The 14,397-nt window shown below is 48.4% G+C and carries 12 protein-coding genes and 1 pseudogene; 4 read left to right on the forward strand and 9 right to left on the reverse strand.

Going from position 1 to position 14,397, the window contains the following annotated elements:
• Positions 1 to 184: pseudogene (locus LUQ50_RS11980) on the forward strand (chemotaxis protein); the annotation flags it as partial.
• Positions 185 to 313: 129 nt separating this feature from the next.
• Here the strand turns inward: LUQ50_RS11980 and LUQ50_RS11985 are convergent.
• Positions 314 to 1,111, reverse strand: a complete 798-nt coding sequence (locus LUQ50_RS11985; protein WP_300040069.1) for an alpha/beta hydrolase — start codon at positions 1,109 to 1,111, stop codon at positions 314 to 316.
• 125 nt (positions 1,112 to 1,236) lie between these two features.
• Positions 1,237 to 2,715, reverse strand: coding sequence for an MFS transporter (locus LUQ50_RS11990; RefSeq protein ID WP_300040070.1), 1,479 nt, complete (start codon positions 2,713 to 2,715; stop codon positions 1,237 to 1,239).
• A gap of 413 nt (positions 2,716 to 3,128) precedes the next feature.
• Between LUQ50_RS11990 and LUQ50_RS11995 the strand changes: the two genes are divergently transcribed.
• Positions 3,129 to 5,237 (forward strand): methyl-accepting chemotaxis protein, encoded by a 2,109-nt coding sequence (locus LUQ50_RS11995; RefSeq protein WP_300040071.1) that lies wholly within the window; start codon positions 3,129 to 3,131, stop codon positions 5,235 to 5,237.
• Positions 5,238 to 5,302: 65 nt separating this feature from the next.
• On the opposite strand, the gene LUQ50_RS12000 is transcribed toward LUQ50_RS11995, so the two are convergent.
• A complete protein-coding gene (locus LUQ50_RS12000; protein ID WP_300040072.1) occupies positions 5,303 to 6,073 on the reverse strand; it encodes an HD domain-containing protein in 771 nt (256 codons plus the stop codon).
• Positions 6,074 to 6,104: 31 nt separating this feature from the next.
• Positions 6,105 to 6,962, reverse strand: a complete 858-nt coding sequence (locus tag LUQ50_RS12005) for a DUF364 domain-containing protein (protein ID WP_300040073.1) — start codon at positions 6,960 to 6,962, stop codon at positions 6,105 to 6,107.
• Positions 6,963 to 7,088: 126 nt separating this feature from the next.
• On the opposite strand from LUQ50_RS12005, the gene LUQ50_RS12010 reads away from it, so the two are divergent.
• Positions 7,089 to 7,934, forward strand: a complete 846-nt coding sequence (locus LUQ50_RS12010) for a bifunctional 2-polyprenyl-6-hydroxyphenol methylase/3-demethylubiquinol 3-O-methyltransferase UbiG (protein WP_300040074.1) — start codon at positions 7,089 to 7,091, stop codon at positions 7,932 to 7,934.
• Between the two features lie 361 nt (positions 7,935 to 8,295).
• On the opposite strand, the gene LUQ50_RS12015 is transcribed toward LUQ50_RS12010, so the two are convergent.
• Both LUQ50_RS12015 and LUQ50_RS12020 read right to left on the reverse strand, forming a co-directional pair.
• The gene (locus LUQ50_RS12015; RefSeq protein WP_300040075.1) at positions 8,296 to 8,424 is read right to left on the reverse strand and encodes a hypothetical protein; all 129 of its coding nucleotides are present in this window, start codon (positions 8,422 to 8,424) and stop codon (positions 8,296 to 8,298) included.
• A 170-nt stretch (positions 8,425 to 8,594) separates the two neighbouring features.
• Entirely contained in the window at positions 8,595 to 10,295 is a 1,701-nt protein-coding gene (locus LUQ50_RS12020) for a S8 family serine peptidase (RefSeq protein WP_300040076.1), read from the reverse strand.
• Positions 10,296 to 10,523: 228 nt separating this feature from the next.
• Between LUQ50_RS12020 and LUQ50_RS12025 the strand changes: the two genes are divergently transcribed.
• Complete coding sequence (locus LUQ50_RS12025) at positions 10,524 to 11,396, forward strand: 4Fe-4S dicluster domain-containing protein (protein ID WP_300040077.1); 873 nt, start codon at positions 10,524 to 10,526, stop codon at positions 11,394 to 11,396.
• Between the two features lie 32 nt (positions 11,397 to 11,428).
• On the opposite strand, the gene LUQ50_RS12030 is transcribed toward LUQ50_RS12025, so the two are convergent.
• The 3 genes from LUQ50_RS12030 to LUQ50_RS12040 all read right to left on the reverse strand — a co-directional run.
• Positions 11,429 to 12,184, reverse strand: coding sequence for a SagB/ThcOx family dehydrogenase (locus LUQ50_RS12030; protein ID WP_300040078.1), 756 nt, complete (start codon positions 12,182 to 12,184; stop codon positions 11,429 to 11,431).
• Positions 12,181 to 13,827: a molybdopterin-binding protein gene (locus tag LUQ50_RS12035; protein ID WP_300040079.1), complete on the reverse strand. Its 1,647-nt coding sequence runs from the start codon at positions 13,825 to 13,827 to the stop codon at positions 12,181 to 12,183. The genes LUQ50_RS12030 and LUQ50_RS12035 overlap by 4 nt, the downstream gene beginning before the upstream one ends.
• A partial coding sequence (locus tag LUQ50_RS12040; RefSeq protein WP_300040080.1) for a molybdopterin-binding protein occupies positions 13,824 to 14,397 on the reverse strand: 574 nt, incomplete at its 5' end. The genes LUQ50_RS12035 and LUQ50_RS12040, both read right to left, overlap by 4 nt.

Here is a 14,397-nt window from a genome sequence, read left to right on the forward strand (position 1 = left end):
GGTGACAGCCAGTATTCAGGAGGTCTCTAATCTGATCCTGAATACTTCACAGGAAGCAGGTGATGCAGCGGCAGCAACTGAAGAGGCCAGTGCATCTATCGATGAGATTGGAAGGATCATGAACGGGGTGGTGGGCATCGTAGATAATGTCTCCAAAGAGATGACCAAGTTCAAGGTAACCTGAATCCCTGATACTCCTATTTTTTGACCATTGGGTTGTAAGGATCACAAAACCGTCTACCGCTGTATCTGTGTCGGAAACGTGGAACAGATATGAGGCCGGAACAGGTTATCTGGAATTATCAGTAATCTATCATGACCTGTTCATTACCGAGAGGAAGTCAAGGGCCAGAGTTGCGATACGGTCCGTGTACTGGTACATCATACCATGACCTCCCCCTTCAATTGGTATCACCTGTGCAGAACTGATTGCTGATGCAATTTTTCTTCCTTCTTCCAAAGGAGTTATGATATCTTCAGTTCCCGCCAGGATCAATACCGGCATGGTAATCGTAGCCAGTGATTCAATATCCAAATTCCATTGGTTTATTGCATTCAATTGTCGGAAGATGGTAGAAGGATGTACCGGGTGAGACGAGGGAGGAAAGATTTTTCTTAAATCCTTATGTTCGTTGAGAAAAGCAGGAGGAAATCGTGCCTGAAAAGCAATGATCTCAGGACGTGAGGTATTAATCCAGGGTTCAATTCTGGTATAAGTATCTCCCCCGTCCTTTGATACGCAACATAACAGAAGAGAACGAACTTTTTCAGGATGGAGAGCAGCAAGTTGCAGTCCGATCATGGAACCCATGGAATAGCCGAAGATGTGAGCATCTGAAAGTCCAAGCATATCCATAAGATGGAATACATCTTCAGCCATTGCCGGGATAGAACATTCCAGTTCCTCACCTGAAGAATCCCCAATACCCCGGTTATCAAACAGAATCAGGCGATATCCTGATGAAAGTTTAAGAAGCAATCTTCGATCCCATGCTGACATGGTCCCTCCCACTGCCATTATCAATATTATTGGCTCTCCTTCTCCGATTGATCGGTATGCAGTCTGAATTTCACCAGTTTGGATGGTGTGTACTGGGTATTGGATCAGCATATCCTGCATGGTATCACTCCATGAAGTATCGTCCTAACTTCCCTCTTAAAAGATGAGACCGGAATTTGATAGGAGACCTGATTGAAACCGCATAAATGAGAGGTATCGTGTGTATTCACGGTATCTTATCTGGTCTTTGCATGGGTATCAGACAGATAATCAGGATGTATCTCCTGATGTACAAGAAATGTAACAACAAAGAGCACTATGCTGATTATGAGGGCAAACGAGAATGCCAGGTGAAATCCTGATGCAAGATCTGTTGTACTGATAGTAGTCAGTGTTGCCATGGAAAGTTCATTCCTAAAGTTTATGCCAGGAATACCATACATAAAAACGATGTTGAAGATGGGTATCCCAATAATGAGCGGAATAAACCTTGACAGACTGATAAACCCCGAGATCATCCCCTGGTATTTCTTTGAGATTGAGTGGATAACCATGTTCGATCCTGATGTCCAGATCAGACCTGACCCAAACCCTATCAACGCCAGGCACAGGACTATATACCAGGAACTCATATCCGGCTGAATACCTGATATCAGGGAATAACCGGCAACAACCGGGATGCAGGCAGCGATATTGATCAGTCTCCCCCCAACCCGGTTATAGAGTATCCCTGAAATCGTTCCTCCAGCCATTAGGGCAATGGGAAATGAGGTAAATATCAGGCCAACTACTGACGGGGAGAGTTTCTGGACCAGTTGCAGATAGAAGGGAACAAGATAAACAAGGCCGTTAAAGGTGATGAACATCAGGATCGTCATCGCATTCGTCAGAAAAAAATTCCTCTTCTGAAACAGACGCATCTCAAGCAGGGGATCTGAAGCACGAAGTTCAGCCAGCACAAACCCTGCGAGGGTGAGAACTGCCAGCATGGAAGAACCAATGATAACAGGGTTATTCCATCCCTTGATCTGCCCTTCTGAAAAGGTAAAGAGCAGGGAACCCAGCCCCACAAAGATCAGGACTGCTCCGGTATGATCAAATCCAGGACTCCACTGTTTGGATGGCATTTCCGGGATGACCTTTGAACCAAGGAGAATGGCCCCGATGCCGATGGGGACATTGATGAAAAAGATCCAGCCCCAGGATAGGTACTGGGTGAGTATTCCCCCGGCAGTCGGTCCGATTGCCATTCCCAGACCTGCAAACGTAAAGATGGTTCCCATTGCTTTTCCCCTGAGTTCCATGGGAAGATAGGCGGCAACCATAGCTGGTCCGATAGCCGTGATCATGGAAGCGCCAACTCCCTGGAGTGCTCGTGAAGCGATTAATACTGGAAATGAATTCAAAAATTCAGGAAGAAATCCACAAAAAAAAGATCCGAGAGTGAATATGAGGAATCCTGAAAGAAACATTTTTTTGAACCCGATGATATCTGATGTTTTACCGAAGATCAGGACAAAACCTGCCATTACCAGTACATACACCGTCAATGTCCAGCTTGCCGTGCCTGGCAGAATGTTGAATAATTTTGATATCGTGGGGAGGGCGACATTTACGATTGTTCCATCGAATGCCGCCATAAAGTTAGCGAGTGATATTGAAACGATAAGGAGCGTGAACCCGGTTTGAGAACTCCCGGGTCTGATGGATTCCATAAGGTAACTCTGCTTTTAGTGCATAAGAGTATGGCGTAAATTACCTGAAAATCGAGATGAAAATTTTTCATGCAAAATTCAATGATATGAGGAGGGATGTGAATATCCTGAGATATATCTGCTCTATTTTAGGTCTCATTTTATCGCAACTTTGGCTATGAGCAAACACCCAAATAGTATTTTTGCTATACTACAAGTTGCCTCGGTAGTAACTAGAATTACGGCATCTCACATGATGATCCAGGTTTGGTTTGTTGATTGGTTAATCTAAATCCATAACCTGTCTGAATCAACCCGCCGTTCGTCACTGGAACGACCCGGGCGATATTGAAACGTGTGAGCATCCATGGTACCTTTGTCGTGTACTTAAAACATTTGTGATCTGAACTGCAGAAGAGGAGTGGGAGGATCGTATGAACGTGCTGGATAATATTCAAATTGGCAGAAAATTACTGGGATCATTTTTGGTTGTGGTACTGATTATGATTCTTGTCGGAGCAGTGGGGTACATCGGGGTAACCACAACCAACGACTATCTCACCCGGATGTATAATGAACAGTTTATTCCCACTGATCAGATCAAAACCATCGAGTCAGAACTCTGGCAGATACGGGGAAATACTCCCGGATACCTGTTCCTGGTTGCTGACCGGGAAAAAAATAAGGTTCAAAATAATCTCCTGAGTACCTACATCGATGCCAACCTATCCTCATATGAGGTTTATATCAGGTCCGATGAAGAACGTAAGGCATACACTGAAGCCGTGAGGGCCTGGGCTGGATACAAAGCGGCTCTTGTAAAGTTTTATCCGATTGCTGACTCTGGTGATACCCAGGCTGGAATCACCGCACTCACCACCGGTGATGTGGTGACCGAACGAAAGGCATTATCAACAGCATTGGACACCCTTGTCCAGCTGAACCTGGAGAGTGCCAGGAATCTTGAGACAGACGGTGCAAATACCGTTTCAAGCAGCATAATCATGCTGATTATCGCAATCATTGTCGGAGCGGTATGTGCAATTTCTCTTGGTTATCTGATCAGCCATAGTATCACTGCTCCATTGTCCAAGGGAGTGGAGATGATGCAGGAGATGGAACGTGGCCACCTGGACAACCGACTGAAGATGAACCGGAAAGATGAGATCGGTGTTCTTGCGAGAGCTATGGATCAGTTCTCTGATGAACTGCAGTTTGAGATCATTGCAGGGATGAAGAAGATCGCCGGAGGTGATCTCTCTGTCTCTATGAAGGTTAAAGATGAACGTGATGAGATCTCTCCTGCGTTTAACCAGTTAATCTCTGCAATCAATGGAATTACCGGAGAGATTGGCTCTCTCATTATGGAGGCAGAAGAGGGGAGACTCCAGAAACGCGGTGATACGACTCAGTTTTCTGGTGCATACCAGAACATCGTTGTTGGTATCAACAATATGCTGGATGCGATAACCACCCCGCTCAACGAAGCACTCCGAGTTGCAGGTCTGTACTCAAAGGCTAAATTCAGCGCACGGTTTGATCAACAGGTACGTGCGGTAGGAGAGTTTGAATCCCTGAAAGAAGGGCTGAACACCATCGGTTCAGAACTTTCTGCAGCAATCAGCGACATTTCAGAACAGACCAGTGCTCTCTCGGCATCTTCTGAAGAAGCAGCAGCAAGTATCGAGGAGATCACGGCCGGTTCAGCTACCATAGCCCAGAGTGTGGGAGTTGTGGGAACCAATGCTGAAGCAAGTGTGAAAGCAGTTGAGCAGGTTCTAACTGCTATGGAAGAACTGAACACATCAGTCTCGACTGTGGCAGCGAAAGTTGAATCGGTGAGCAGGCTGACGCAACAGACGAATGATACTGCATCCAGCGGTGTGAAGCAGGCAGCGGTAGCAGAGGCAGGAATCTCGGCTATCAAAGGGGCAGTACATGATGTTGATACCACCATTCTGGATATCCGCAGTCAGATGGATGAAATTAATAAGATCGTGGATATTATCAGCGATATCTCAGATCAGACCAATCTGCTCGCACTCAACGCGGCTATTGAAGCCGCACGGGCTGGTGATGCCGGGATGGGATTTGCCGTGGTTGCTAATGAGGTAAAAACGCTCGCACAGGAATCACAGAAATCTGCAGAGAATATTGCACGGATTATCTCTTCACTTCAGACCCAGTCTGAACGGGCAGCGACAGCAATGAGTCTTGCCACCAGCGAAGTATCCAAAGGGTCTGTTGCCATCACTGATACGATTGAGTTTTTCCATACCATTGCCGGTCAGGTTGAGGCTATTTCACATGATATGACCGAGGTTTCCAGTCTGTCCGAAGAGGAAGCAGCGGTAGTTCAGGAGATCACCTCAAGTGTTTCTGAAGTAAGATCGATGGCGGTAGAAACTGCTCAGGAAGCGGTTGGTTCTGCTGCAGCAACTGAGGAGTCATCAGCTGCATTGAATCAGGTCTCTACGATTATCAGTGATCTCTCCCTGATTGCAAGCCGGATCAATGAATCGATTGTGAGACTTAATGGATGAGATGATAGATTGTCTGGGTTTTAGATCCAGGTTGGTATCTTTTTTTGTGTGAGCATTACTCGATTTCAGTCAACTTCACCCTTCCGGCATTCCAGGGTAACCGGGGCTATTTTGTATCGTTTCAGGATCCATCCTGAGGACTGGCAGTCATCTTCCAGGTGTGAGATGATCCTCCTCCGGACAAATGGGTTTTCAGGATCCCGTACCCGAATGGTAATCACCGGATAATCGATTTGAACTCCTAAAATATTATGATGAGCCTGCCAGTGTCTCCTGCTATGCTCGTTAAGCCCGTCTTCAATAAGCATGAACACCTCGGGCGGGCACCGGTCAGTGCCGATATCGATCGCATCAGCGATACGGAACACTGCAGCGAGAAGCGGAACCCGGATATCTGCCCGGTCTTCTGAGATATCCATCAGATTGGTATGCGTATCATGATACCTGATAATTGTCTCCAGAACTGCATACTCCCTCTGATTCAGGATTCCCTGGATGGTTTGATCTACCCGGATCATCTCAACCGAGAGACCCGGATGGGTGCTCCGGTTAAAAATTGAGAGGGGGTGGAGGTACCCGAGATCATGAAGCCATGCCGCGAGGTAGAGGTAAAAAACCTCTTCACTGGTGATCTGAAATCCGGAATACCTGATAATCCGGTTGATGTTCTGAATGATGGTGGCCGAGTGAAGAACCCCGTGTGACTGATATACCGGAAGGCCCCGGGGGATGAATGGAAGGAGCCGGGTTGCATACTCCTCAATTACCTCAACACGGGTACACAGATCAGACCCGGAAGTGAGCCGGTACCGGGTTTTCTCCTCCTGATTATTCATCTGATCCGGCCATTATCTCCAGTTGGGTTCTTCAATCCTTTCTGATCAGGATCTTTTTTGCTGATGAGCCAAAGAAATGATATCCTGATCCTCCCTGCATGATCGTGGTAAGCAGACTGTCTGGATCGGTGACGATATCACCACCGATAGCAGTAACCCCCCGCTCAAACAGGATATCAGGAATCATACTGATCGTAGGCCCGCCTATGATAACCGGGACACCTTCCGGGATCCGGGAGAGCAGGTCCTCCGTGGTTCCGGTTACCATCGTTGCACCGGTCATCACGACACATCCTGCACTGGCAAGCACCGTGTCCTGTTCTTCGGGAGGAACAAATAATGGCAGTTCGTCTTCCCTGAGTGCATTTTGATTCAGTTCAAAGATCCGGTACGCTACTCCCCTTAGTTTCAGCCGGTGAATCACCGGCCAGAGTGCTCCCACCACCACTACCGTACGTTTCGGATCGATATCGTCCACAAGATCAAAAGCGTCTTTATCCTCTTCAATCCGGTAGGTCCCTTCCGGAACGATATCCATGTACCAGACAGACAGAGCGTTGACAATACTGATGAGCACCGCCCTGACCAGCGGAGCAGGTGAGTGGATATGAGTTAGGATCTCATCCAGGGTGACGCCCTGAAGTTTTCCGCAGTATGGCATTGCACTAGCGGCAGTGGTGCAGCATACTGCTTCCGGGATGAGATCCACCGGGGTGAAACATATCCCACCGTACCCGTTACTCAGTTTTACCCCGGTGAAGAATACCCCGACCACAACTTTTTCCAGGGTAATCTGTGAGAATGATCCTGGAAGTCGTGTTCGGAGCAGGTCAATCGTTTCGTTCAGGATCTGATCGGGCTTTGGGTGTTGATCTGGGTTTGTTGTCATAGGATCTCCAAGGGTTCTGATTGCATACCGGTATCCCCCGCATGGGTAGGTACCTGAAGAGTATCTCACGATTCTTGCGACGATATTTGCGTATCTATTTAACTATCCTGCTGAAAGAAATAACTAATGATTGATATCACCTCAATTGACTGGAATGAAGCATGGAAAAAACCTGAAGAGGGTGAGAAAGGGAAAAAATTATTTGTCAGTTGTGCTGACCGGTGGTCTGAGAAAGAGCGATGTGAAAAGTTCAACCAGACTGTTCGTGAGAATAACTGGGAAGCTTCCCGGGCTAGAATTGCCGGGATGGAACTTTCTCCTCATTCGCGGGTTCTGGATATTGGAGCAGGCCCGGGCTCTCTGGCAATCCCCCTTGCCGGTATCGTGAAAGAGGTTACCGCGGTAGAACCTTCAGCAGCCATGCGTGAATGCCTGCTTGCAAACATCGATGAATTCGGGATAACGAATCTCAATGTTGTTGCAAAGCGATGGGAAGAGGTGGATATTGCCGGGGACCTTGCTCCCCCGTATGATGTTGTATTCGCGTCTTACTCACTTGGATTTCCCGATCTCAGGGAAGGGCTGCTGAAGATGGATCAGGTATCAGGTTCATACGTGTATATCTTCTGGTTTGCAGATATGCTCTCACCATGGCAGAAAAATTATGGGGATATCTGGGAGGAACTCTATGGTATTCCGTTCAAAAGATACCAGAAACCAAATATTATCTTTAACCTGCTTCATCAGATGGGTATCTATGCAAATGTGGAGGTCATCAAAGAAGATCATGTCCAGAAGTTCGTATCACTGGATGAAGCGGTAACTGATCAGGGAGCAGGTCTTAATCTGGAGACACCAGGGCAGTATGCGGTACTCAGATCATACCTTGAGAAGAAACTGGCCTTTGAAGACGGGTACTACACGATGCACAGTGCTTCTCCCCGGGCAAAAATCTGGTGGAAAAAAGATTGATTTGGATATCAGATCAGGTGTATCTTCAGCGTTATGCTGTTTTAAATCTGAATCTGAAAGAGATCGTATGCTGGGGCATGACCTCGGATGTCCTACCTGATTTGATCTTATTACATTAACAAATCAATTCAATCAAATACTTTTTAATGATGTAACTACAACTAGTACCTGCCGGAGTAAGAAGTCCTGGAGCAGCATCCTAATGAGGATATGTGTCAGAACTTCTGAGCGTGCTGGAGGACGGGCACGGTTTCATCATGGAACCCCGCCAGCACTACAAGGTCATCAACCGATAATCCCGGTGATACCTGCATCACCTATTCCCTCCACAGGAATGTGATATGTTCCGGCAAAACAAGAATCAGCCTTCACAGATTCTTGCAGGCATAATTATCCGTTCATCGACCAGATATCCAGGGCAGGAACGAATAAGGATACCCTGAACTACCCGCTGTTCACCAGTCTGTCCCCAGAATCCCTCGGGGAGCATTAGTCTTCATCAGATCTGATCCAAAAAAGATCAAAGTGAGAGAGGTGGAAACAACATCCTGACCAGCACAATACCAGGGTCTTGTCTCATCACACACCATCTCTCTCCGCTTCGATGACTTCAGGACTTTTGACACCAAAGTTGTAGAAGTTGAATCAAAATGAGTGGTCTTATTGAACCACGATGAATCCGGATCTGGTCATGGTTCCGCTCTTTGTTCCCTTGGAACTTTTCAGGGTGACTGTATATGTCCCCCTGTTCTGATAGGTATGCCGGGGGTTTTTAAGACTTGAACTACTCCCGTCTCCAAAGTTCCAGCGCCACGCCGTAGTTCCCGATGACGAATCCTGAAACTGGACGGGTAGTGGCGCATTTCCTGAACGGGGTGCTGCCGTGAATGACGTGGTAAGATTACCGATAGTGGTATCCCCGTCTGTTGATGATCCGCCTGAATCACCTGCCAGAGCAACTGCTTTGGCTGCATTTAACCGTCCACCGGTCAGTACTTTTCCCTTCAGTGAACTCATGGTATCAACACCGTTCAGGATCTCTGCTTTTACCGCTGCGTTGGACTGTGAAGAGTTTTTTGCATACACGAGTGCCGCAACCCCTGCAACGTGAGGAGTTGCCATAGAAGTTCCTGAAAGATATGCGTACTTATTGTTGGGATACGTGCTCCTGATCTTTACTCCTGGTGCAGCCAGATCAACTGATGTAATCCCATAATTTGAGAACGATGCGAGTTTGTCCTTATAGTCGGTTGCAGCAACCGAGATGATATTGGATCCCGGGTACGATGCAGGATACAAAGGAACTGAATCGATATTTGTGGCATCATTGCCTGCTGCACATACCACTACTGCTGATGAGGCATCGATAGCCTCTTTCAAGGCTCGTGAGTATTCGGTTCCTCCCCATGAGTTAGAGATTATCTTTGCTCCCATCTTGTTTGCATACAGAATGGCAGATATCGCATCCGAAGTATAACCGCTTCCTGATGAATCCAGGAATTTCAGTGGCATTATCGTTGCGTTCCAGTTCACCCCGGCAACGCCGGTTTTGTTATTTCCTACCGCTGAAATGATTCCTGCACAATGTGTTCCATGTCCGTGATCATCCATGGGGTTGTTATCCGTATTGGCAAAATCCCATCCCCTGATATCATCGATGTAGCCGTTTTTGTCGTCATCAATTCCATTTCCTGCAATCTCACCTGTGTTTGTCCAGATGTTTGCAGCCAGGTCTTCATGGGTATAATCAACACCGGTATCCACTAATGCGACCACGACCGATGCAGATCCGACCGTAGTATCCCAGGCCTCAGGAGCATCGATATCAGCATCGGCAGTTCCTGAAAAGGGCGTCTGGCCGGTGTTATGAAGACCCCAGAGCAGTGAAAATCCGGGGTCATTCGGAGTTACGGATGCTATGGTGGATGAACCGGATGAGTCACTCACTGATTCTCTGTTCTCATCAGGAGAGAGGGCGATGATGGTATCCGCTTCTGCATACAGGACCTCACTATTGTTTGCGTATTCCGCGATGGCCTCCTCTGCTGACCGGTTGTCTGGCGGTCTGACGATCTGCATGCCTGGAACTCCCATTGGGGAGAAGTCCGCAAGCACGGATCCACCCACCTTTCGGTTCATGGTATCCATGAATGAATTCAGAGTTGCATCAGGCCCTTTTGCATCAGGTTTATACCTGACGATGATACGGTCCTGGGCATGCTGGGGAGTAACTTCAATTGCCTTTCCGGTAATCCCTGATGAGTGTTGGTTCATCTGCATCTCTGCCCCGGTTGGCAGAGATGCGATAATGATAAGCAGAATGATGGATATCCCGATGCTCACATGGTAGTTATGATTCATATAATTCCTGACCCTGATGACACCAAACTCTGATGCTGGTTATAGAAGTATCCCCTCAAACGGTGGGCACTGTCAAGTATCTTAGTCGAGAATCATATTAAAATTAATATAAAAGAATTGTGGATATTACTGGTTTGGTATTCGGTCTTTCCATTATTATGGTGTAATAACCATGAACCTGATCTGAGTCACAGTAATTTCATGAGCATGTGATCCTCATTACTATATATGCGGAAATTTGCCCTCCACGAAAAAGGAGGCATCATCCAGGAACTGGATGCAACCCTTTGTACCGTCCGGATTCGTATTCCTGCAGGAATAATAACTCCAAAACAGATGTCTGGTATCGGTAAAATAGCAGAAAAATTTAGTGCCGGTGTTCATCTGACTACCCGGCAGACCGCTGAACTGTTCCATGTAAAACCAGAAGATCTCGAAAAGGTAGTGAAGGCACTTGAGAAGAATGGGACACCACTCGGGGCAGAGAAGTCAGAAATTGTAAATGTGACCGCCTGTCCCGGCACTGACCGGTGTAAATATGCCCAGTTCGATTCTATCGCTCTGGCTCTTGCCCTTGATAAGAAACACTTTGGCCGTGATATGCCGATAAAGGCACGTATCGCGATATCAGCCTGTCCCAACTCCTGTATGAGTGAAAAGCTGAATGAGATCGGAATAACCGGGGTAGTCAGACCATACCGGATTCCCGGCACCTGCACCGGGTGTGGAACCTGTACACATTACTGCAGGGAAGATGCCATCGCCATCAAAAACGGGGTCATAAAACTGGATGAAGATGCATGCGTCCATTGTGGTATGTGTATTCACAGTTGTCCGTTTCATATCATCAAATCAGACCCCCCGGCCTATCATATCACTGTTGGAGGAAAACGGGGGCGGCATCCCAAGATCGGTAAGCATTTTGTCACTGTCAGAAGTCCGGAGACTGTGGACCTCTGCATTGAAAAAATCGTCCAGTGGATCTACCGCAGGGCCTGGGGTGATCTGCTGCTTCCTGATCAACTTGATGATATCGGGTTTGATGCGTTCAGGACTGATGTGATCAACTCCCTTCCTCCGGAAGAGATCGTATCAGGATAGGAATCAGTTGAATTTTTTTTCGCGAAAAATAGTTATTGTTGTTCTTCAGGTTCAGCTTCAGTCTGATCTACCTTGCCCACCGAGGCAAGGTACAGCACAAACCGATCTTTGCCGTCAAGATTCAGCATCTCATTCATACCCTGGTCCTTGAATGCACCGATGGCACAACAGCCACATTCGACCGGTAGTACAGAAAGGTACAGATTCTGGCAGATGTGTCCGGCATCGAGGAAGAGGTTACGGTATCCCCGTTCTGCGTACTTCCAGATCATCCGATATGCGTCAGCAGCCCAGATAAATACCACCGCTGCCTGTTTCACGCACGGTTGATCAAAACAGGCTGCACTCAGATCTTCCTGTAGGTCAGGGTATGCAGGGAGTGTTTCGAGTGAATGATCGAGCGCGATATACCGGTAGATCCCTGGTTTGATCCCCTTTACACGGTTGATTGCAAGATAGGTGTCGATGGCATGGCAGCATCCTGCCGATGGCACGGTCCTGAATGCTCCTTCGGGAAAAGCCCATTTCACTCCTGCAGTACACCAGAGCAGATAGGAGAGCTCCGTAAGGGTGAGCGATTCATCGGTGTAATCCCTGAAACTCTCCCTGAGTTCTATTGCCTCTGAGAGATCCAGTTCATGAACTGTTTCCCGGTCCGGGTCAGGCAGTTCGATAAGATCCCCTGCTGGTGGTTCTTCCAGTTCAGGTTGATTGACACCGCTCCTCTCATCAGAAGTGATCGGGTCATCACCGTACCGGGTTGATTCAATAAATTCAATGCCTTTCATGATTGAATGCCCTCAGAATGGTCCTGTGCCTGGGCTTCGGCATATTCAGGTCCGGGAATATAACTCTCACCTGGTCTTCCTGCTCCTTTTAGCGTGACTGATTCGGGGTATCCATCTGATTTCTGCCACATTGATGACGAGAGGAACTCAATAAGCGGGGATATCTCGCATAAACCAGCCGGACTATCGCGGTAGATGAGCAGGATCAGTTCACCATCCCGGCAGCCGACGCCTATTGACCTGAGTGGTTCGGGGCATCCGGACTTGAGGAGCCTGAATACATCGGTTTCTGGTGCCATGGCAGATTCGGGTAGGAAAATACCGTGACATGTTCCTTTACATAGCGATGCTGCTGCTCCGATTGCTGAGAGTGGTCGTATGATCAGGTGAGCGTTCCCTGAGAAAAATGTCGCCTGCAGGTGGTCAGTCAGGATATCTGATACTCCGGCTATGAGAATTCCCTGTTCATCCTCGTGCTGCCTGGTCAGACGAACCGTGACCATCGCTCCTTCCCGGTATCCTTCCTTGACTACAGGAATATGAAGCACGGCATTTGATCTGACCGCCTGCATCTGTCCTGCTGCACCTCGTGGACGGGGGAATACAAAATCCTCACCGCGAATCCTTACAACTGAGACCGGGATGAACTCATCAATTCCTCCGTCGCTTGGAATTGGTTCTGCAGTCCGGGCAGAGGATTCGGGATACTGCTTCAGTACAAAACCCCAGGATCGCAACAGGGGGGTGACAACCTCCCGCCATGCGGTCAGTGATGCCATGGGTTGTCCGGGCAGTCCTATGACTGGTTTATCGTTGATCTTTCCGCAGAGGAGAGTCTTTCCCGGCCGCATCGCTACCCCGTGAAAGAGGATGCTGCCTAGTTCTTCAATCACCTCACGGGTATGATCACGCTTTCCTCCTGAAGACCCGGCTGAGATGATGACGATATCGCATTGATGCACAGCAGTGGTGATAGCCGCTCTGATTTGGTCAGGATCATCAGGAACTATGGGAAATCTGAGTGGCCTGATGCCGGCCTGAATAAGCGATGATGCGATCACTGCAGTATTGCTCTCCCTGACCTGACCGGGCTTTGGTTCATCTCTTCCGGGTACCAGTTCGTCACCGGTTGGAATGAGTCCTATAACCAGGGTTCTGACCTCAACCTCCCCGATGCCGTAGGTAATGAGTGCTCCGATATCCGAAGCAGTGATCCGGTGACCCGGGTGCAGGATGAGGCGTCCCTGTCTGACCTCTTCGCCAGGCTCTCTGATATTCTGATTCATCCGGGCAGGACGACGGACCTGGTAGGTATCTTCTTCACCCATCCAGATCTCTTCGGATGGGATTACCGCGTTATAACCGGGAGGAATCTCCTGGCCGGTACTGATACTTACCGCATGAGTGAGCTGCACCGGGTGCTGATCCCGTGCCTGCAACGTCTCCTCATATTTCACCGCGATACCGTCCATGGATGCGATCCGGGTTGCCGGAACAGTTGCTTTTGCATAAACCGGAGAAGCGAGAATTGTACCATTCGCCTCTTCTGCCAGTACAACCTCACGGTGCGATGGCTGTGAAAAGGTTGCAGTCAGCATTTCTATTGCCTGAGGTAAGGGGATCTTCCGTAAGTACCGTTTCACCAGAGCATCACCTCAACCTCATCCCCGGCCTCATAGCCTTCTTCCCCGGCAGGTATTCTGATGATCCCGTCACTCCATGCAAGGGTGTTCATCAGCCCCGACTTACCCAGAACAGGTGTCGCGGCATCCCCGTCGATCCGAACCCGTAGGTATAGTTCCCGCCCCTGCTCGCTTGGAACACTAGTTGCCATCCTGATCTTCCGTTTGTATACCTTCTGACAGGGAGCTCCTTTCATCGCCTGGACCAGGTGAATGACCACCAAAGTCAGGACCATAAAGGTAGATGCCGGATGACCCGGAAGCCCGATGACCGGGACATTCTCAATTCTTCCGACTATCGTTGGTTTTCCCGGTGCGATTGAGATCCCATGCACAAAAACCTCACCGAGTTCACTTATGGTTGTGGCCGTGATATCGTTGCGGTCCTTTGAACTTCCTCCACTGATGATCACCGCATCGCATTCGTGAGAAGCCCGTAATACGGTCTGGCGAAGTTCTTCAGGATTGTCTCTGATGATTCCGTATCTGACCGGTATCGCTCCCTGCCTGCGTGAGAATATAGAGATCAGA

The sequence above is a fragment of the Methanospirillum sp. genome (assembly GCF_028679455.1).
GTDB lineage: Archaea > Halobacteriota > Methanomicrobia > Methanomicrobiales > Methanospirillaceae > Methanospirillum.

Coding starts and splice junctions, on each gene's coding strand:
- LUQ50_RS12005 (WP_300040073.1), bottom strand. CDS start 6,962: ATGACAACAAACCCAGATCAACACCCAAAGCCCGATCAGATCCTGAAC.
- LUQ50_RS12030 (WP_300040078.1), bottom strand. CDS start 12,184: ATGAAAGGCATTGAATTTATTGAATCAACCCGGTACGGTGATGACCCG.
- LUQ50_RS11985 (WP_300040069.1), bottom strand. CDS start 1,111: ATGCTGATCCAATACCCAGTACACACCATCCAAACTGGTGAAATTCAG.
- LUQ50_RS12025 (WP_300040077.1), top strand. CDS start 10,524: ATGCGGAAATTTGCCCTCCACGAAAAAGGAGGCATCATCCAGGAACTG.
- LUQ50_RS12020 (WP_300040076.1), bottom strand. CDS start 10,295: ATGAATCATAACTACCATGTGAGCATCGGGATATCCATCATTCTGCTT.
- LUQ50_RS12000 (WP_300040072.1), bottom strand. CDS start 6,073: ATGAATAATCAGGAGGAGAAAACCCGGTACCGGCTCACTTCCGGGTCT.
- LUQ50_RS11990 (WP_300040070.1), bottom strand. CDS start 2,715: ATGGAATCCATCAGACCCGGGAGTTCTCAAACCGGGTTCACGCTCCTT.
- LUQ50_RS11995 (WP_300040071.1), top strand. CDS start 3,129: ATGAACGTGCTGGATAATATTCAAATTGGCAGAAAATTACTGGGATCA.
- LUQ50_RS12015 (WP_300040075.1), bottom strand. CDS start 8,424: ATGCTCCCCGAGGGATTCTGGGGACAGACTGGTGAACAGCGGGTAGTT.
- LUQ50_RS12010 (WP_300040074.1), top strand. CDS start 7,089: ATGATTGATATCACCTCAATTGACTGGAATGAAGCATGGAAAAAACCT.